This is a genomic window from Brevundimonas sp. NPDC055812 (genome assembly GCF_053616535.1).
In genome coordinates, this window is the sequence record NZ_JBSHDX010000009.1 from 41,034 (window position 1) to 58,394 (window position 17,361).

General features: G+C 69.5%; 20 protein-coding genes. 14 read left to right on the forward strand and 6 right to left on the reverse strand.

The annotated features are described in order from the left end of the window. Positions 1-184: 184 nt before the first annotated feature. Positions 185-976: a SapC family protein gene (locus ACWGL1_RS14515; protein ID WP_291778603.1), complete on the reverse strand. Its 792-nt coding sequence runs from the start codon at positions 974-976 to the stop codon at positions 185-187. 164 nt (positions 977-1,140) lie between these two features. Here ACWGL1_RS14515 and ACWGL1_RS14520 point away from each other — a divergent pair, with 164 nt between their 5' ends. Genes ACWGL1_RS14520 through ACWGL1_RS14530 form a run of 3 tightly spaced genes read left to right on the forward strand, consistent with a single transcriptional unit; the run spans position 1,141 to position 3,351 of the window. Further along, on the forward strand, positions 1,141-1,638 hold the full coding sequence (locus tag ACWGL1_RS14520) for a Fur family transcriptional regulator (RefSeq protein WP_291778606.1): 498 nt from the start codon (positions 1,141-1,143) through the stop codon (positions 1,636-1,638). A gap of 5 nt (positions 1,639-1,643) precedes the next feature. Then, a complete protein-coding gene (locus tag ACWGL1_RS14525; RefSeq protein ID WP_452112381.1) occupies positions 1,644-2,531 on the forward strand; it encodes an alpha/beta hydrolase in 888 nt (295 codons plus the stop codon). A 49-nt stretch (positions 2,532-2,580) separates the two neighbouring features. Then, entirely contained in the window at positions 2,581-3,351 is a 771-nt protein-coding gene (locus ACWGL1_RS14530; protein WP_452112382.1) for a hypothetical protein, read from the forward strand. A gap of 3 nt (positions 3,352-3,354) precedes the next feature. On the opposite strand, the gene ACWGL1_RS14535 is transcribed toward ACWGL1_RS14530, so the two are convergent. Then, positions 3,355-4,518 carry a kynureninase/PvdN C-terminal domain-containing protein gene (locus ACWGL1_RS14535; RefSeq protein WP_452112383.1) on the reverse strand — a complete coding sequence of 388 codons (1,164 nt, stop codon included), beginning with the start codon at positions 4,516-4,518 and terminating at the stop codon, positions 3,355-3,357. Between the two features lie 320 nt (positions 4,519-4,838). Further along, entirely contained in the window at positions 4,839-7,691 is a 2,853-nt protein-coding gene (secA, locus tag ACWGL1_RS14540; protein WP_338577738.1) for a preprotein translocase subunit SecA, read from the reverse strand. Positions 7,692-7,968: 277 nt separating this feature from the next. Here secA and ACWGL1_RS14545 point away from each other — a divergent pair, with 277 nt between their 5' ends. From ACWGL1_RS14545 to ACWGL1_RS14560, 4 genes are read left to right on the forward strand one after another with little or no spacing between them, the layout of a single operon-like run. Continuing rightward, positions 7,969-8,907 carry a peptidylprolyl isomerase gene (locus tag ACWGL1_RS14545; protein WP_452112384.1) on the forward strand — a complete coding sequence of 313 codons (939 nt, stop codon included), beginning with the start codon at positions 7,969-7,971 and terminating at the stop codon, positions 8,905-8,907. Beyond that, the gene (gene argJ / locus ACWGL1_RS14550) at positions 8,904-10,283 is read left to right on the forward strand and encodes a bifunctional glutamate N-acetyltransferase/amino-acid acetyltransferase ArgJ (protein ID WP_291778624.1); all 1,380 of its coding nucleotides are present in this window, start codon (positions 8,904-8,906) and stop codon (positions 10,281-10,283) included. The genes ACWGL1_RS14545 and argJ overlap by 4 nt, the downstream gene beginning before the upstream one ends. Then, the gene (locus ACWGL1_RS14555) at positions 10,280-10,696 is read left to right on the forward strand and encodes a (deoxy)nucleoside triphosphate pyrophosphohydrolase (protein WP_087139129.1); all 417 of its coding nucleotides are present in this window, start codon (positions 10,280-10,282) and stop codon (positions 10,694-10,696) included. The genes argJ and ACWGL1_RS14555 overlap by 4 nt, the downstream gene beginning before the upstream one ends. 27 nt (positions 10,697-10,723) lie before the next feature. Further along, positions 10,724-10,906: a Flp family type IVb pilin gene (locus ACWGL1_RS14560; RefSeq protein ID WP_291778631.1), complete on the forward strand. Its 183-nt coding sequence runs from the start codon at positions 10,724-10,726 to the stop codon at positions 10,904-10,906. 3 nt (positions 10,907-10,909) lie between these two features. Here the strand turns inward: ACWGL1_RS14560 and ACWGL1_RS14565 are convergent, their stop codons facing one another. Then, positions 10,910-11,806, reverse strand: coding sequence for a methyltransferase domain-containing protein (locus ACWGL1_RS14565; protein WP_291778634.1), 897 nt, complete (start codon positions 11,804-11,806; stop codon positions 10,910-10,912). Between ACWGL1_RS14565 and ACWGL1_RS14570 the strand changes: the two genes are divergently transcribed. The 7 genes from ACWGL1_RS14570 to ACWGL1_RS14600 are packed head-to-tail and all read left to right on the forward strand — an operon-like array spanning position 11,805 to position 15,989. Next, complete coding sequence (locus ACWGL1_RS14570; protein WP_452112385.1) at positions 11,805-12,611, forward strand: phosphoribosyltransferase family protein; 807 nt, start codon at positions 11,805-11,807, stop codon at positions 12,609-12,611. The two genes, ACWGL1_RS14565 and ACWGL1_RS14570, sit on opposite strands and share 2 nt — an antisense overlap. Before the next feature lie 35 nt (positions 12,612-12,646). Beyond that, complete coding sequence (gene grxC, locus ACWGL1_RS14575; protein WP_338577742.1) at positions 12,647-12,904, forward strand: glutaredoxin 3; 258 nt, start codon at positions 12,647-12,649, stop codon at positions 12,902-12,904. After that, positions 12,905-13,744, forward strand: a complete 840-nt coding sequence (locus ACWGL1_RS14580; RefSeq protein WP_291778642.1) for a carbon-nitrogen hydrolase family protein — start codon at positions 12,905-12,907, stop codon at positions 13,742-13,744. Continuing rightward, positions 13,741-14,175, forward strand: a complete 435-nt coding sequence (locus tag ACWGL1_RS14585) for a DUF1178 family protein (protein WP_291778644.1) — start codon at positions 13,741-13,743, stop codon at positions 14,173-14,175. The genes ACWGL1_RS14580 and ACWGL1_RS14585 overlap by 4 nt, the downstream gene beginning before the upstream one ends. A gap of 6 nt (positions 14,176-14,181) precedes the next feature. After that, a complete protein-coding gene (locus tag ACWGL1_RS14590; RefSeq protein ID WP_452112386.1) occupies positions 14,182-14,991 on the forward strand; it encodes an AraC family transcriptional regulator in 810 nt (269 codons plus the stop codon). Positions 14,992-15,033: 42 nt separating this feature from the next. Beyond that, positions 15,034-15,501, forward strand: a complete 468-nt coding sequence (locus ACWGL1_RS14595) for a DUF6265 family protein (protein WP_452112387.1) — start codon at positions 15,034-15,036, stop codon at positions 15,499-15,501. Continuing rightward, positions 15,456-15,989, forward strand: a complete 534-nt coding sequence (locus ACWGL1_RS14600) for a GNAT family N-acetyltransferase (RefSeq protein WP_452112388.1) — start codon at positions 15,456-15,458, stop codon at positions 15,987-15,989. The genes ACWGL1_RS14595 and ACWGL1_RS14600 overlap by 46 nt, the downstream gene beginning before the upstream one ends. On the opposite strand, the gene ACWGL1_RS14605 is transcribed toward ACWGL1_RS14600, so the two are convergent. Continuing rightward, the gene (locus tag ACWGL1_RS14605; protein WP_452112389.1) at positions 15,976-16,521 is read right to left on the reverse strand and encodes an AAA family ATPase; all 546 of its coding nucleotides are present in this window, start codon (positions 16,519-16,521) and stop codon (positions 15,976-15,978) included. The genes ACWGL1_RS14600 and ACWGL1_RS14605 overlap by 14 nt on opposite strands. Further along, positions 16,518-17,336, reverse strand: coding sequence for a bifunctional 2-polyprenyl-6-hydroxyphenol methylase/3-demethylubiquinol 3-O-methyltransferase UbiG (gene ubiG / locus ACWGL1_RS14610; protein ID WP_452112390.1), 819 nt, complete (start codon positions 17,334-17,336; stop codon positions 16,518-16,520). The genes ACWGL1_RS14605 and ubiG overlap by 4 nt, the downstream gene beginning before the upstream one ends. Positions 17,337-17,361 lie beyond the last annotated feature (25 nt).

The window sequence follows — 17,361 nt, forward strand, 5'->3', positions numbered from 1 at the left end:
CTCATCCGGCCCTGGCGGGCCACCTTCTCCCACAAGGGGAGAAGGATAAGAAAAACGCCCCGCCAGTGTCCTGACGGGGCGTTTGATCTTTTTGACTTCTAGCGGCCTCAAGTAGCGCGAAAGCGCGTTAGGCCCTCGAAAGAGCCCTCACGCCGGCGAACGCGCGTTAGGCTCCTCAAAAAAATCAGGCGTTCGCGGCGACGGGCTGCTGCTTGGCGGCGCGGGTCAGGGCCATGGCGATCAGGCGATCCCAGCCCAGCAGCGACACCAGGTGGGCGTAAATCTGGCCCAGGGCGCCGTTGTCGCGCAGTTCGGCCAGCTTCTCGGCCGGCAGGGCCTTCAGCTTGTCTTCCGAGACGGCGAAATATTCGGCGATCTTCTGCGGCGTTCCGGCCGAACCGTCGGCGTTGCGCGGGGTGTAGTTGGCCTCGCGCACCTCGAACAGGTCCAGTTCCTTCAGCAGGGCGACGAAGGACTCGCTGCGCACGCGCTCCTGCTCGAAGTTGTTGCAGAACTCCATGCCGAAGTTGACGTAGCCGCTGGGCTGGCCGTTTTCGAACAGGGGGGTTTCGCCGCCTTCGACCACGAAGGGGGCGGCGCGGTCGATGCACAGCACCAGGCGCTTCTGCTCGTCGTCATTGGCGAAGACGAAGGGATAGCGGCGGACGTAGGCCGGGATGTAGGCGTCGGGGCGGAAGTCGCCGTCCTCGATGAACAGGTTCTCGGCGGCGTTCAGGCCCATGGCGGCGACCGGCTGCTTGGCGTCGCCGACGAAGATGACTGGATAGGACAGGGCGGCCGGGGCGAACTCGGTCACCGTCAGCGGCACCACATTGGTCTGGGCGACGAAGGCGTAGGGCTTGTCCGCCGGGGTCACGCCCAGCTTGCCGTGAGCCTCGGCCGACAGCGGCTCGGGCTGGGAATAGAACAGGACGTTGCCCGACAGGGGGCTGTTCGCTTGGGTCGCGTCGGTCATGAAAAAGGATCTTCTGAACAGAAAGGTCGGTTCTTCTAGCCTATGGCCGGAGCCTCCGCAAACGCCGCTGTTTGGCCACATTGCGTCAGCGACCGGCGGCGTCGCGCGCGGGTGCGACCGTGGATGCGGTTGCAGCGGCGGTCATGACCTCCTAGCTGTAGGCCATGGGTCTGGCCTGCGATCACGAACACGCTGAACACCATCTCGGCGCCGCCGAGGTGGACCGCGCCCTGGCCGCCGTCGAGGCGCGCTGCGCCGCCGACGGCGAGCGCATGACCGCCCCGCGCCGCCGGGTGCTGGAGCTGCTGCTGACGGCGGGCGAGCCGGTGAAGGCTTATGACCTGATCGCCCGCTACGGCCTGGACGGCCAGGCGGCCAAGCCCCCGACCGTCTATCGCGCGCTCGACTTTCTGGAGCGCCGGGGCCTGGCGCACCGCATCGCCTCCATCAGCGCCTATGTCGCCTGCACCGCCGACGCCCTGGGCGAGGACAAGGGGCACGCGGCGGCCTTCCTGATCTGCGATTGCTGCGGCGCCGCCGAAGAGGTGGCGGTTCAGGGCGGCGACGCCTTCGCCCGCGCCGCCGCCGGCGCCGGCTACGCCATCGAACGCACCACCATAGAAGGGCATGGCCGCTGCCCGGCCTGTCGCGTGGCGGCCTGAACCTGATGGACGCCCTGGCCCTGTCGGCGCCGCGCCGGATCAGCGTCCCCATCGACAACCGCTGGGGCGGCGGCGAGATGGCGGTGCTCGACTTCGGCGATCCCGAGCGACCGGTCGATCTGGTCTTCGTCCACGCCAACGGCTTCAACGCCCGCACCTACCGCACCCTGTTGCAGCCTCTGTCCAGCGCCCTGCGCATCTGGGCGCCTGACTTGCGCGGCCATGGGGCGACGCGTCTGCCCGCCGAGCCCGAAGGCCATCGCAGCTGGAAGGATCACCGCGACGACCTGATCGCCCTGCTGGAGGCGACCGGCGGCCCGCCCGTGGCCCTGGCCGGCCATTCCATCGGCGGGACCAGCGGCCTGCTGGCCGCCGCCGAGCGTCCCGACCGGGTGTCGCGCTTGCTGCTGCTTGACCCTGTGATCTGGCCGCGCCCCATGGTGATGGCGCTGAATCTGCCGCTGGCCGGGCGGTTGTCGCGACGCTTTCCCATCGTCTCGCGCACCCTGAAACGCCGCGCCGTGTTCGACAGCCGGGAGCAGGCCCTGGCCGCCTATCGGGGGCGGGGCGCCTTCAAGGGTTGGCCGGATCTGATGCTGGCCGACTATCTGGCCGACGGCCTGATCGAGACCGACAAGGGGTTGGAGCTGGCCTGCAGCCCGGCGTGGGAGGCCTCGAACTACGCCGCCCAGGCGCACGACCCCTGGCGCGCCCTGGCCCGCTATCCAGGTGCGGTGCGCATCCTCAAGGGCGAGACCGGCAGCCTGTGCGCGGTTCGGCCCGGCGGGCGTCGGCCCGATTTGCAGGTCGAGACGGTGGCGGGCGGCGGCCATCTGTTCCCCATGACCCACACAGAGATCACCCGCGACGCTCTGTTCGATCTGGCGGTCTGACCTCGGCGGGGGTTGTCGTCGGGCGGTTCGATGCTAGTCCTGACGGAAGATGACGTCGTCCGCCGCCCCTTCCCAACTGCCGCGCATCCTGCTGGGCGTCGTGATCGGCGCCGTGCTGGGCCTGCTGATGCTGGGGGTGGCGCTGGCCGCCTGGTGGCTGGCTGTGGCGCGCCATACGCCGCAGCCGATCGTCGCGCCCGAGGGGTTCGAGGCGCGTCTGGAAGCGGCGGCCGGGCCCGCCGCCTTCGGCCTTGCCCCCGTCTATGTTCACGGCGCTGCCAGCGGCGCCGACTGGCTGGCGCAGATCGCACCCGAGCTGGAATCTCAGGGGTATGACCTCCGTCCGACGCCGCCCGACGCTCCCGCGCTGGCGCGCGAGATCGAGCGCCTGGCTCGCCGGTGGGCCGAACCGCCGCGTCGTCCCCTGCTGATCTGGCGGGGGGCGACCGGCTTGGCGCTGTGCCGGTGCGATCATCCCCGCGCGCGGGCGCAGGCGCGTCAGTTGCTCGCGGCCGCAGCCTCGCTTGATGGAGCGCCGTCGTCAGCGCCCCCGGCCGTCGTCTCGCGCCGCGCCGCCGAACCGTCGGGCCCGGCCTATCCGCGTCTCGGGCCGCCGCCGGCCAAGACCGTTGCGCCCTCCGCGCCGCTCGCCGCAGCCCCGGCGCGGGCTGCGCCTCCGGCCCCCGCCTTGCCGGGCGATCCGGCGCCGAGGGCCAAGGCGCCGCCCTCGCCGGGCCGATCCTCGCCCGCTCGCCCGTCCTCGCCCCGTCGCACGGATCCGCCCGAGGCCCGGCGCGACGCCGACAGCCTGTTCTTCTGAGGCCTAGTCCAGCCGGGCGCAGGCGTGGATCAGCCGCGCCACGTCGTCCTCGCTCTGATACAGGCTGAAGCCGAAGCGGATCACGTCGTCGCGCACGTCGGCGATGACGTTCATCTCCTGCAGGGCCGTCTTCCAGCGCGGGGCGTCGGCGTGACGCAGGGCCAGGAAGCGGGCGCGCGGCTCCGCCCCCTCGACCGGGTTCAGGATCTCGGCCTTGTTCAACGTCCCGGCGTCTCCGCCCTGGATCGCCGTCTGAAACCGGGCCTGAAGGCCGCGTGCGTGGCCGGCGATCATCGCCGTGGTCAGGCCGTGCTGGTCCAGCATCCGGCGCACGGCGTTGAAGCGGTACAGGGCGCTGGCGTCGAAGGTGGCCCCCCAGAAGCGGCCGCCGTCGGTGCGGTACTGGACGCCGCCGGGCGGGCCTTCCAGATGGCCGAACTCGGCAAACCAGCCGGTCACGACCGGGCGCGGGCCGAAGCCGGGCGGGGCGTGCAGGAAGCAGGCGCCTTCGCCCGCCATGGCGTATTTGTAACCGCCGGCCAGATAGAAGACCCGATCCGCCACGGCCGACAGGTCCGTCGGCGTCGCCATGAAGCCGTGGTAGCCGTCCACCACCACCCACGGTCCCGCCGGATCGGCCATCTCCGCCAGCTCGCCGATCCGCTCGAACAGGCCGCCGGTGCGGAAGAAGACCTGGCTGACGAAGATCAGGTCGTGACCGCCTGCCCTGGCCGCCGCGACGAAGCGGTCGGCGAAGGTCTCGAACGGCGCCAGAGGCACGCGGGTGACGACCGCCTGTCCCGCCTCCTCCCAGCGTTCCGACTGGCGGCGGAAGGAGTGGAACTCGCCGTCGGTGGCCAGGATGCGCACGGGCGCCCTGTCGACCGCCGAGACGATGCGCAGCAGGATTTCATGCGTATTGGGCGCGAAGATCAGGCTGTCGGGGGAGGGCAGGCCCAGCTCTCCGGCTACATGGCCCTGAGCCTCGGGAATGACGTCGCCGAACACCAGGTCCCATTTTCGGTCGGCGAAGCGGTTGGCCTCGGCCCAGGCCTGAACCTGGCCGTCGAAGCTGGCGTCGGGCCACAGGTGGTGGCTGTGGGCGGCGAAATGCAGGCGTTCCGGATCAAGGCCGAGCGCGCGCGAGAACAGGGGCTTGTAGTTCATGGCCGCACGCTAGCGGGCCTGCGCGGCGCCGTCACGCGCTTGCTTTTCACCTCGTCATCCTCGGGCTTGACCCGAGGATCGCGGCTTCCGCCTGCACGACTTGAGCAACGTTGAGCGCGCCCAGCACTGGATCCTCGGGTCAAGCCCGAGGATGACGGCGTGTGGGGAGAAGAGGCGTGTCTGGTGCGGCGCCATGGCGCGAGACGGCCCAAAGAAAAAGGCGGGCCGCTTTCGCGAACCCGCCTCTCTCAACTCAGTCCTTGGCGCTCAAGCAGCGAGCGACCGCGTCGCGAGCGTAGCGCCGCGCGCGTCAGCGCGCCTTAGATCAAACTACCATGGCAGTGCTTGAACTTGCGGCCCGAGCCGCAGGGGCAGTCGGCGTTGCGGCTGGTGCGCTCCCAGCCGATGGGCAGAGCCTCGACCGGCAGTTTGGAGCGGTCGTCGCCTGTCAGTTGACCTTCGGGATTCTGAGCCATCGGGTTCAGCATCTCGTTCTCGCCTGTGCCGGGGTTCAGGTGGATTTCCTGGAACTCGGGCATCTCCATCGGCGGGGGCGCCTGGAACTGGAACTCGACCGTCATCAACCAGCGCGTGACGTTGTGGCGCAGGTCGTGCAACAGCGTCTCGAACAGGTTGAAGGCCTCGGTCTTGTATTCGTTCAGCGGGTCGCGCTGGCCGTAGCCGCGCAGGCCGATGACGCCGCGCAGGTGGTCCAGATGGACCAGGTGCTCGCGCCACTGCATGTCGATCATCTGCAGCATGAACTGCTTTTCCAGACCGCGCGTCTGGTCGGCGCCGATCAGCTCCAGACGCTCGGCGGCGCGGGCGTCCGCGGCGGCGAGGATGCGTTCCTCGATCTCCTCGTTGGAGACGCCTTCCTCCGCGGCCCAGTCATGCAGGGGCAGTTCGAGGCCGAGGGTGGACTTCACCCGCTCGTCCAGGCCGTTGATATCCCACTGCTCGGCATAGGCCTTGGGCGGCATGTAGCGCTCGACCAGATCGTTGATCGCGTCGTTGCGGAAGTCGGCGACCAGTTCCGACAGATCCTCGGAGTCCATGAACTCCTGGCGCTGTTCGAACACGGCCTTGCGCTGATCGTTCACGACGTCGTCGTACTTCAGCACGTTCTTGCGCATGTCGTAGTTGCGGGCCTCGACGCGCTTCTGGGCGGTCTCGACGGCACGGTTCAGCCAGGGGTGGCTGATGGCCTCGCCCTCGGCCACGCCGAAGGACTTCATGATGCTGTCCAGACGGTCGCCGGCGAAGATGCGCAACAGGTCGTCTTCGCACGACAGGTAGAATTTCGAGGTGCCGGGGTCGCCCTGACGGCCGGTGCGGCCGCGCAGCTGGTTGTCGATACGACGGCTTTCGTGGCGTTCGGTGCCCAGGACGAACAGGCCGCCGACGGACATGGCCTTCGCCTTGGCGGCGGCGATCTCGGCCTTGAATTCCTCTTCCTTGGCGGCGAGGGCTTCGGGCGTCACCTCGACGGCCATGTTGCGCTGTTCCTGGGTCCAGCGCTGGACGCGCATCTCCAGGTTGCCGCCCAGCTGGATGTCGGTGCCGCGGCCCGCCATGTTGGTGGCGATGGTCACCGCGTGCGGCAGGCCCGCCTCGGCGACGATATAGGCTTCCTGCTCGTGCTGACGCGCGTTCAGCACATTGTGCGGAATGCCGCGGCCGGTGACGTATTCCACGTCATAGGCCAGGTCGCCGGCCTTCTGGGCGTCCTTCTCGCGGCCCTCGTATTCGGGCTTCACCTTGCGCGAGACTTCGACCTGATAGTCGTAGTCCTTCAGCAGGTCGGACAATTCCTCGGACTTCTCGATCGACACCGTGCCGACCAGGATCGGCTGGCCGCGCACGTAGCAGTCGGCGATCTGGGCGGCGATGGCGCGGTTCTTCTCGGCGAAGGTGCGATAGACCTCGTCGTCGTAGTCCTTGCGCTGGATCGGGCGGTTGGTCGGCACTTCCAGGACGTCCATCTTGTAGATGTCGAGGAATTCCTGGGCCTCGGTCGCGGCGGTGCCGGTCATGCCGGACAGCTTTTCGTAGAGGCGGAAGTAGTTCTGGATGGTCACCGAGGCCAGGGTCTGGTTCTCGGGCAGGATCTTGACGTCCTCCTTGGCCTCGATGGCCTGGTGCAGACCTTCGGACAGGCGACGGCCGGACATCATGCGGCCGGTGAATTCGTCGATCAGGACGATCTCGCCGTCCTTGATGATGTAGTCCTTGTCGCGCTGATACAGGGTGTTGGCGCGCAGGGCCTGGTTGACGTGGTGGACCAGGCTGACGTTGGCCGGGTCGTACAGGTCGACGGTGTCCTCGGCGAAGTGGCCGCCCTGTTCGAGCATCTGCTCCATGCGCTCCGAGCCCAGCTCGGTCAGCAGGGCCTGGCGCTGCTTTTCGTCGAGGTCGAAGGTCGCCTTGTCCTTGACCAGCTCCTTCACCAGGGCGTCGACGATCTTGTAGAGGTCCGACCGGTCCTCGGTCGGGCCCGAGATGATCAGCGGCGTGCGCGCCTCGTCGATCAGGATGGAGTCGACTTCGTCGACGATGGCGAAGTGGTGGCCGCGCTGCACCATCTCGCGACGGTCGTAGACCAGGTTGTCGCGCAGATAGTCGAAGCCGAATTCGTTGTTGGTGCCGTAGGTGATGTCGGCCTGATAGGCCATCTGGCGCTGGCCCTGCGACAGGCCGTTGACGATGACTCCGACTTCCAGGCCCAGGAAGCGATAGACCTTGCCCATGGTGTCCGCGTCGCGGCGGGCCAAGTAGTCGTTGACGGTGACGACGTGAACGCCCTTGCCGGCCAGGGCGTTCAGATAGACCGGAGCCACGGCCACCAGGGTCTTGCCTTCGCCGGTCCGCATCTCGGCGATGCCGCCCTCGTGCAGGATCATGCCGCCGGCCATCTGCACGTCGTACTGACGCTGGCCCAGAACGCGCTTGGAAGCTTCGCGCACGACGGCGAAGGCCTCGTTCTGCAGCTTGTCGAGGCTTTCGCCGCCCTCGACGCGGTCCCGGAAGGTCTGCGTCATCATGCGCAGTTCATCGTCCGAGAAGGCCTCGAACTTGGATTCAAGGGCGTTGATCTTCTGGACCTGGGCCTGGAAGGCCTTGACCTTGCGGTCGTTGGAGGAACCGAGAAGTTTCTTGGCGAAGCCGAGCATGGGCGATCCGGGTCAGGCGGTCGAGCGGCTGAAGGCTCTGAGAAAGACAGGTTTCGCCCGGTCGGGAGGCCGCGATCACGCCGACCCCAGGCCTTCCCTGCAGTCAGGGCGCGCGAAGGGCCGCGCATACGATCGAAAATCCCTCGACTTGGGCGCAGGCGGGACTTAAGCACCGCCCTTACCCCTGTCAACGCGAGGGCCTTTTTAAGGGCGGCGCGGCGCAGGCGCGAACGGCCGTTCCGGCGGCCTGCCCCCAGACCCCTGTCAGGAGCGTCCGATGCGAGCGCGGCGTCCCCTCCACAGCCTGTTCCTGATCGCCGCCGTCGGGCTGGCGCTGGGCGCCGCCGCCTGCGGGCGCGGCGGGGATGAAGCCGCGCCGGAGAAGAACGACCGCGTCGTCGCCAAGGTCAACGACCGCGCGGTCTGGGCCTCGGACGTGCGCCGCGAGGCGGTGGCCCAGGGGCTGATCGGCGAGGACGATCCTCTGGACCTGTCCTCCGAACTGTTCCGCCGGGTGATGGACGAGGTGGTCGACCAGAAGCTGCTGGCCGCCGAGGCCGAACGTCGCGGCCTTGATTCCAGCCCGGCCGCCCAGCGCCGTCTGCAGGCCGTGCGCGAACGCATCCTGGGCGACATGCTGGTCGAGAAGGTGGTGTCCGGCGCCGTGTCCGACCAGGCGGTCGAACGTCTTTACGCCGAGCAGCAGCGTCTGGCGCGCACGACCGAGGAGGTTCGGGTGCGGTTGATCCTGGCGCCGACAAAGGAACAGGCCGACGCCGTTCTGGGCGTTCTGGGCCAGGGCGCGGCCTTCGAGGCGGTCGCCGCCCAGCGCTCCATCGACGACGCCACCCGCTATTCGGGCGGCGACCTGGGCTATTCGACGCTGGACGTCCTGCCGGGGGCCTACGCCTCCGCCCTGCAGGGCAAGACGCCGGGTCAGGTCGTCGGGCCGATCCAGACCGAAACCGGCTGGGCCGTGCTGAAAGTCGAGGACCGTCGCGCCGAGACGCCCCCGACCCTGGAGCAGGCGCGGCCCCAGATCGTGCGCTACCTGACCTATGAAGGCGTGCGCCAGCTGCTGGAGCAGCTGCGCGGCAAGGCCGAGGTTGAGATCACCCTGGACGAGGCGAAGGCGCCATCGCCTGCCGCCACGCCTGCCGCCACGCCTCCCGCCCGGAAAACCTCCGCTCCTCCCGCCGCCGGAACCGCCACATGAGCCAGCCGTCCAAGTCCGCCTCGACCGGCAAAAAGATCGAAACCGCCATCGAGAAGGCGCTCGACCCGCTGGCCTCGGCGCTGAAGCGCGCGACGCAGTCGGCCGCCCAGGCGGTCGCCGCCGCGCCCGGCAAGCCCGGCCTGATGATCTCGCCGCTGGCCGTGCCTTTCCCGGCCATTCCGCCGATCGGCGGGGTCGAGATCGCGACGGCGCAGGCGGGCTTCTACAAGCATGAGCGCGACGACCTGGTGGTCTTCCGCTTCCCGCAGGGGGCGTCCTGCGCGGGCGTCTTCACCCGGCACAAGGTCGGCTCGGCGCCTGTGGACTGGTGCAAGCGTCATCTGGACGCCGACAAGGGCGGCGAGGGGGTCAAGGCCCTGGTCGTCAACGCCGGCTGCGCCAACGCCTTCACCGGCAAGGCGGGCGCCGATGCGGCGCGCCGCACGGCCTCCGAGGTCGCCAAGCGCTTCGACTGCCGCCAGCGCGACGTCATGCTGGCCTCGACCGGCGTCATCGGCGTGGTGCTGGACGACAAGAAGATCACGGCCCGCCTGTCTGCGGTCGAAGCCGGTCTGAAGGCCGACAACTGGACACAGGCCGGTCTGGGCATCATGACCACGGACACCTTCCCCAAGGGCGCCTACGCGGAGTGCGAGATCGAAGGCGTCAAGGTCCGCATCGCCGGCATCGCCAAGGGCTCGGGCATGATCGCGCCGGATATGGCGACCATGCTGGCCTTCATCGTCACCGACGCCGACATCGCCCCGCCGGTGCTGAAGGCCCTGCTGAACCTGCACGTCCGCACCACCTTCAATTCGGTGACGGTGGACGGCGACACCTCGACCAATGACACGGCTCTGCTGTTCGCCACGGGCGCGTCCGGCGCGCCGCGGATCGGCCGCGTCGGCGACCGCCGCCTGAAGGAATTCTCGGCCGCGCTGGACGACGTCATGCTCGACCTGGCCCACCAGCTGGTGAAGGACGGCGAAGGCGCGACCAAGTTCGTCAAGGTGACGGTCGAGGGCGCCGCTTCGCCCGCCTCGGCGCGCAAGCTGGCCAAGTCGATCGCCGACAGCCCGCTGGTGAAGACCGCCATCGCGGGCGAGGACGCCAACTGGGGCCGCATCGTCATGGCCGTGGGCAAGACGGAGGAGGCGGTCGACCGCGACCGTCTGGCCATCCGCTTCGGCCCTCACGTCGCCGCCGTCGACGGCGCCCCTTCGCCGACCTACGACGAGGCGGTCATGAGCGCCTATATGAAGAACCCAGAGATCGACATCACCGTTCATGTCGCCTCGGGCCGGGCCTCGGCTACGGTGTGGACCTGCGATCTGACCAAACGCTACATCGAGATCAACGGGGACTACCGCTCGTGAGCGAGACGCCCGCCGTTCCCACCGTTCTGGTCGTCGCCGTCGCCCTGATCGACCCGGACGGCCGCGTGCTGATCGCCAAGCGTCCCGAGGGCAAGCAGTTGGCGGGCCTGTGGGAATTCCCCGGCGGCAAGGTCGAGCCGGGCGAGCGGCCCGAAGCCGCCCTGATCCGCGAGCTGAAGGAAGAGCTGGGCATCGACGTGAAGGAGGCCTGCCTGGCGCCCTTCGTGTTTACCAGTCACGCTTACGAATCCTTTCACCTGTTGATGCCACTCTACCTGTGCCGGCGCTGGTCCGGCGTGGTCGAGGCGCGCGAACACGCGGGTCTGGCCTGGGTGAAGCCGGACAAGCTGTCGGCCTATCCCATGCCTCCGGCCGACGAACCGCTGATCGCCTGGTTGCGCGATCTGCTCTGACGGGCCGACGACAGGGGAGGGCCGGGCGTGAAGGGTTTCATCTGCCGGTTCCATCGCGACGAAGGCGGCGCCACGGCCATTGAATACGGCCTGATCTGCGCCCTGATCTTCCTGGTCATCATCGCCGCCGTCACCGCCTTCGCGGTGCGATCGAACGCCATGTACGACTACATCTCGACGACCATCAGCGCTGCGATCAGCGGAAGCTGAGCCTCAGTCCTCCTCGCCGGTCTGCTCCCTGACGCCCAAGGCGTCGGCGAGACGCGTCTTGGCCGAGCCGCGCCTGGCGGGCTTCTGCTGGCTCTCGTGCGGCGCCCATCCGGCCAGATGCACCATTTCGAAAGTAGCGGGGATGCGCCCGTCCGCCTCGGCGTGACGCTCGGCGTAGAGTTGGGCGGCACGGGCCAGCACGGCGCGGCTGAGGGGCCGGATCGGCCCGGCCAGCACGTTCGTCTCGCCCATCGCCCGCAGGTCGCGCATCAGGGCGAAGGGATCGCCATAGCGCACCGTCACCCGGTCCACGTCCGTCACCGGCAAGGCGAACCCGGCCCGTTGCAGCAGGACCGCCCCGTCGAAGCCGTCGGCGAAGGGCGAGACGCGCGCCTGGGCGCCGCCGTTGATCTCCAGCTCCGCCTCGGTCAGCACGCCGCGCAACTCCTTCAGCGTCGCGGCGCCGAACAGGCTGGCGACGAACAGGCCGTCCGGCTTCAGCGCGCGGCGGATCTGGCTCAGCGCGCCCGGCAGGTCGTTGGCCCAGTGCAGGCCCAGAAGATTGATGATCAGATCGGCCGATCCGTCCTCAAGCTCCAGCGGTCCCGCGCCGGGCGCGGCGCGCTCGGCGGTCGAGCCCACGGCGCGCACCTGCGCCACCCGTTCGCGCGCCGGACTGTCGGCCAGGGCGCGGGCGAAGACGCCGGGGTGCGGCGACAGGTCGACGGGCGTCTGAAACTCGCGCAGGATCACCTCCAGACTGTTCACCGCATTGTCGGCGGCGCGCAGGTGCAGGAAGTCGGCGTCGGGGAAACGTCGCCCGGCGCGGCTCAGGCGCGCGGCGCGGCGGGCGGCGTCGAAGATGATCGGGGGACCGGAGGAGGGAGAGGGGGCGCTCATGTCGGTTCAGGATGGGGGCTGGCGAGGTCGATTGAAAGGCGTGAGCTCGCCTTTAGCATCCGGCGCGCGCGATGCGGGCCGGGGCCTGCTGGATATTCTATTGCCGCCCGTCGCCCACGACAGCCGCGAGGCCTCGGCCTCTGCGGGCCTGTCGCCCGACGCCTGGAGCCGGGTGGCCTTTCTGGAGGCGCCGGTCTGCGACGGCTGCGGCGCGGCGTTCGAATACGACGGCGGCGATTTCGCGGCGGATCGGTGCACGGCCTGCGTCGCCAGCCCTTACGCCTTCGGCCGGGCGCGGGCGGCCTGCGTCTATGACGAGGCGTCGCGTGGGATCATCCTCAAGTTCAAGCACGGCGACCAGCAGCAGTTCGCCCCCCTGTTCGCGCGCTGGATCAGCCGTTCGGCCGCCCCCCTGATCGAGACGGCCGACGCCGTGCTCCCCGTGCCGCTGCATCGCGCCCGCCTGCTGTCGCGGCGGTTCAATCAGGCCGCCGAGATCGCCCGGCCGCTGGCCCGCGCGGCGCGCCTCGACTACCTGCCTGACGCCCTGATCCGCGCCGCGCCGACCGCCAGCCAGGGCGGCAAGTCCGCGCGCGGGCGGCGGCTGAACGTCAAGGCGGCCTTCGCCGTGACCGAGGCCGGGCGCCGACGCATCAAGGGGCGTCATCTGCTGCTGATCGACGACGTGCTGACCACGGGGGCCACGGCCGAGGCCTGTGTGCGGGTGCTGATGGAGGCCGGAGTCCGCGCCGTGGACCTGGCTGTCATCGCGAGGGTGAAAAACGCGCGCGAACCGCTTAAGTGAGGGGGAACCTTCCCATTCGCCTTCAGGAGCTCCCCTTGGCCGACGTCGTTCTCTACACCAAACCCGGCTGCCCCTACTGCATCCGCGCCATGGCCCTGCTGGACCGCAAGGGCGCGGCCTATACGAACATCGTCGCCTCCAACGACCCCGAGAAGAAAGCCGAGATGGTCGAGCGCTCGGGCGGCGCCGCCACCTTCCCGCAGATCTTCATCAACGGGAAACACGTCGGCGGCTCGGACGACATCCACGCCCTGGACCGCAAGGGCGAGCTGGACGCCCTGCTGGCGGCCTAGGTGATCGACACGCTCGACATTGCGCTGATCCAGACGCGGACGCCGGCGACGGCGGCCGCGGGGCTGGCGCATGTCGAGCCTCTGATCCGCCAGGCGGCGGCTGAGGGTGCGCAACTGATCCTGACGCCCGAGGGGACCAATTTCCTCGAACAGCGCCGGGCCTTGCGCGACGCCGCCCTGTCGGACGAGGACGCCGATCCCGCTGTCGCCGGGCTCAAGGCCCTGGCCGCCGAACTGGGCGTCTGGCTGCTGGTCGGCTCGGTCATCGTGCGCTCGGGCGCCGAGGGCGATCCGCGCGCCGCCAACCGGTCCCTGCTGATCGACCCCAGCGGGGCGATCACGGCCCGCTATGACAAGCTGCACGTCTTCGATGTCGACCTGCCGAACGGCGAGACCTATCGCGAAAGCGCCTCGGTCAGGCCGGGCGAGGCGGCGGTGGTCGCCGACAGCCCCTGGGGCGGTTTGGGTCTGACCATCTGCTACGACCTGCGTTTCCCGCATCTGCACCGCGCCCTGGCCAAGGCGGGCGCGAGCCTGATCGCCGTTCCCGCCGCCTTCACCCGCCCGACCGGCGAGGCGCATTGGGAGGTTTTGCTGCGCGCCCGCGCCATCGAGACGGGCGCCTTCGTCCTGGCCGCGGCCCAGGGCGGCGCGCATGAGGACGGCCGCCAGACCTGGGGCCGCTCCCTGGTCGTCGGCCCGTGGGGCGAGGTCATCGCCCGCCTCGACCACGACGAACCGGGCGTCCTGCACGCCCGGCTGGATCTTCAGGCCGTGGAGAAGGCGCGCGCCAGCGTGCCCGCCCTGCGCCACGACCGCGACTTCGACCTGCCCCTATGATCCGTTACGCCCTGTCCTGCGACCACGACCACGGCTTCGAGGCCTGGTTCGGCTCCTCGTCCGACTATGACGACCAGGCGGCGCGCGGCCTGGTCGAATGCCCCTTCTGCGGTTCGACGACGGTGAGGAAGCAGGTGATGGCCCCGGCGGTCTCGGGCACGAAGAAGAGCGCGCCTGCGCCGGACGCCATGAAGCAGGTCCAGTCGATGATGATGCAGGCCGCGCGCGAGGTGCGTGATCACGTCGAGCAGAATTTCGACTACGTCGGCGACGCCTTCGCCCGCGAGGCCCGCGACATCCACGAAGGCCGCAGCGAGAAGCGCGAGATCTACGGCGAGGCCACCCCCGCCGAGGTGAAGAAGTTGAAGGACGACGGCGTGCCTTGCGCCCCCCTGCCCAGCCTGCCGCCCGATCCCAAGAAGGCGAACTGACCGCAGATGGGGGAGGGGGAGCGGTATGAGGAATTCGCCCCGCCTGAACCTTTGCGCCCCTTCGTGCGCCTGCTGTGGACCTACGCCGCGCCAAGCCCCAGCGGGGGCGTGCAGCACATCGCTCCGGACGGCTGTCCCGAACTGGTGGTCGACCTGGCCGCCCCCTATGAGGAACAGGACGCCGACGGCGTCTTCCGCCTGCAGCCGCCGGTGATCTTCGTCGGTCAGATGACCCGGCCCATGGCCATCCGTCCGGTCGGCCCGGTCGAGATCGTCGCCGCCAAGTTCGAGCCGGACGGGGCGCGGGAATTTCACGGCCGCCCGCTGATCGAGGCGACCGACCGGCGGCTGGACCTCGTGGCGCGGCTGGGCGACTTCACGACGCCGTCCGGCGATCCGGCGGGGCAGGCCGCCGCCCTGGGCGCCTGGCTGGAGGAACAGCGCCGGGCGGGCGACTGGCGCATCGATCCCGCTGTCCGCGCTCAGGTCGCCGCCGCCGAGAGCGATCTTGAGGGGCCGCCTTTGAGTCCCGCCGAACGCCGCGCCCTGCAGCGCCGGTTCCGCGACCGCGTCGGCGTGGCGCCGCGCACCCTGCGCTCGGTCTTTCGTTTCCGCCGTATCTTCGATCATGCGATGGGCCAGGACGCCGACGCCGCCTCCTGGCTGGAGGCCGGCCTGGCCGCCGGCTATTTCGACCAGCCGCAGATGGCGCGCGACTTCCGCCGCTTCCTGGGCTGCACCGCCACCGCCTGGGCGCGCGAACAGGTTGAGCTGGCGCGGCGGCTGGCGTCGCATTCCTACAAGCCCGCGCCGTGAGGGCGGCGTAACCTTCCTTCCGTCCTTGAGGAGGGAGAGCCCATGTCCGTTTCCAGCCTGCTGGCCGCCGCCCTGTTGCAGACCGCAGCGCCCGCGACGCCTGCGCCCGATCTGTCGTGGCTGGCAGGCTATTGGCTGGACTGTTCCGGCGGGCGCGAGGCGTCCGAGACCTGGAGCGACCCGCGTGCGGGGCTGATCGTCGGCCACTCAGTCACTGTGCGCAATGGCCGCAGCGGCTTCGAGAGCGCCCGCATCGCCCCCGTGAAGGACGGCGGCCTGGCCTATTTCGCTCAGCCGGGCGGCGCGCCCGCGACCCCCTTCCGCCTGATTGACAGCGGCCCACAGCGGGCGGTTTTCGCCAATCCGGACAACGACTTTCCGCACCGCATCATCTATGACCGCGCGGGGGATGTGCTGACCGCCCGGATCGAAGGGGCGGACGACGACGAGAACCGGAGCGTGCAATGGCGATTCAACAGGGCGGAGCTGAACGCCCGCTGTCCACTCTGACCTGGCGGCCGATGACGGCGGACGATCTCGACGGCGTGGTCGCGGTGGCTCAGCTGTCCTTCCCCGATCATCCGGAAGAGCGCGCCTGCTTCGCCAACCGTCTGGAACTCCACCCTGAAGGCTGCTTCGTCCTGGCCGCCGAGGACGGGCCGGTGATGGGCTATCTGGTCGCCTATCCGTGGGTGCGGAACGCCGCCCCGGCGCTGAACGTGCTGATCGACGCCATCCCGGCCGAGGCCGAGGTCGTCTATCTGCACGACCTGGCCCTGCACCCCGACACGCGCGGCGGCGGCCACACCCGGCCGGTGGTCGAGCGTCTGGCCGAGCAGGCCAAGACGGCGGGCTGGCCGGCGGTCGCCCTGGTGGCGGTCAATGACGCATCCAGCTTCTGGGCGCGCAACGGCTTCGAGATCCAGAACCCGCCGGGCATGGCCGAGAAGCTGACCAGCTACGGCGACGACGCCCGCTATATGGTCAGGCCGCTGTAAGCGTCTTCAGCACGAAGGCGAGGCGCTCGGCGACGGGCGCCTGGGGCAGTACGATCAGTTCATAGCCGAAGCGCGGATAGGTCTCGGCCATGGCCTCGAAGGTGCGGCGGGCCTCGTCCAGATCCTGTTTGCGCTCGGCGTCCTGGCCGAAGATCTCGGGCCAGACCGGGGCGATGAAGACGCGCCGGTCATAGCGGATGTCCTGCGCCGCCCGCTCCACATGGGCCGGGACCGGCAGGCCGCACAGGGTCAGATAACCGACCACGTCCGGAACGCCGCGATCGAAGAAGACGGGCCCGGCGGCGTCCTCGGCGCCGGTGTGAGCCTCAAGCTCGCGATCCAGCATCAGTTCGGCGAACAGGGCCCGGTCCTTCCACGGCAGGGCCTCGCCGTCGATCGCCTGCTGGCGGCGGATGATGGCGCGCCCGGCCTCGGGCGAGGTCGCATGGCCCGCCGCCGCCAGCGCCTCCAGCAGCGTCGTCTTGCCCGAGCCGGGACCGCCGGTCAGGACGATGCGGCGCGGGCCGCTCATGCGTCGCGGGTCGCCATCATCATGTAGTTGATGCCCACGTCGTCGCCCTCGCTCCAGCGGTCGTTCAGCGGGTCATAGGCGAGGCCATAGGGGCCGATGACGGTCAGGGGCTCGCCGTCCAGCATGGCGCGCAACTCCTCGGGCTTGAGGAACCGGCGCCAGTCGTGGGTGCCCGCCGGCACCCAGCGCAGCACATATTCCGCCGCGACCTTGCCCAGCAGCAGGCCCTTCAGCGTGCGGTTCAGGGTGGCGACGATCATCAGGCCGCCCGGCTTGATCAGCCTGGAGCAGGCGCGGATGAAGCTTGTCGGATCGGCGACGTGTTCGATGACCTCCATCGTCAGCACGACGTCGAACGGGCCGGCGCCGGCTTCCACCATCTGTTCGACCGTGGCGGCGCGATAGGCGATGTCCAGGCCGACCTGTTCGGCATGGGCGCGGGCGGTGCCGATGTTCTCGGACGAGGCGTCGATGGCCGTGACGTCAAAGCCCATGCGCCGCATCGGCTCGGCGATCAGGCCGCCGCCGCAGCCGATGTCGATCAGGCTGAGTCCGTCGAAAGGCGCGCGCGCCTTCACGTCGCGCCCAAAATGTTCTGCCGCCCGATCGCGCACGAATTTCAGTCGAGCCGGATTGAAGCGGTGCAGGGGGGCGAAAGGGCCCTTGGGATCCCACCACTCGGCCGCCTGGGCCGAAAAGCGCGCCACGTCGGCCGGGTCGATGCTGGGCCCTTCGGCACGATCGGTTGCAAAGGGTGAAAAACCCTCTTCGCTTTGGGGTTTGCGCGGATCGAGGCTGTCGTTAGAAGCGGGCATGGGCAGAGGCATGGACCGCCTTCGC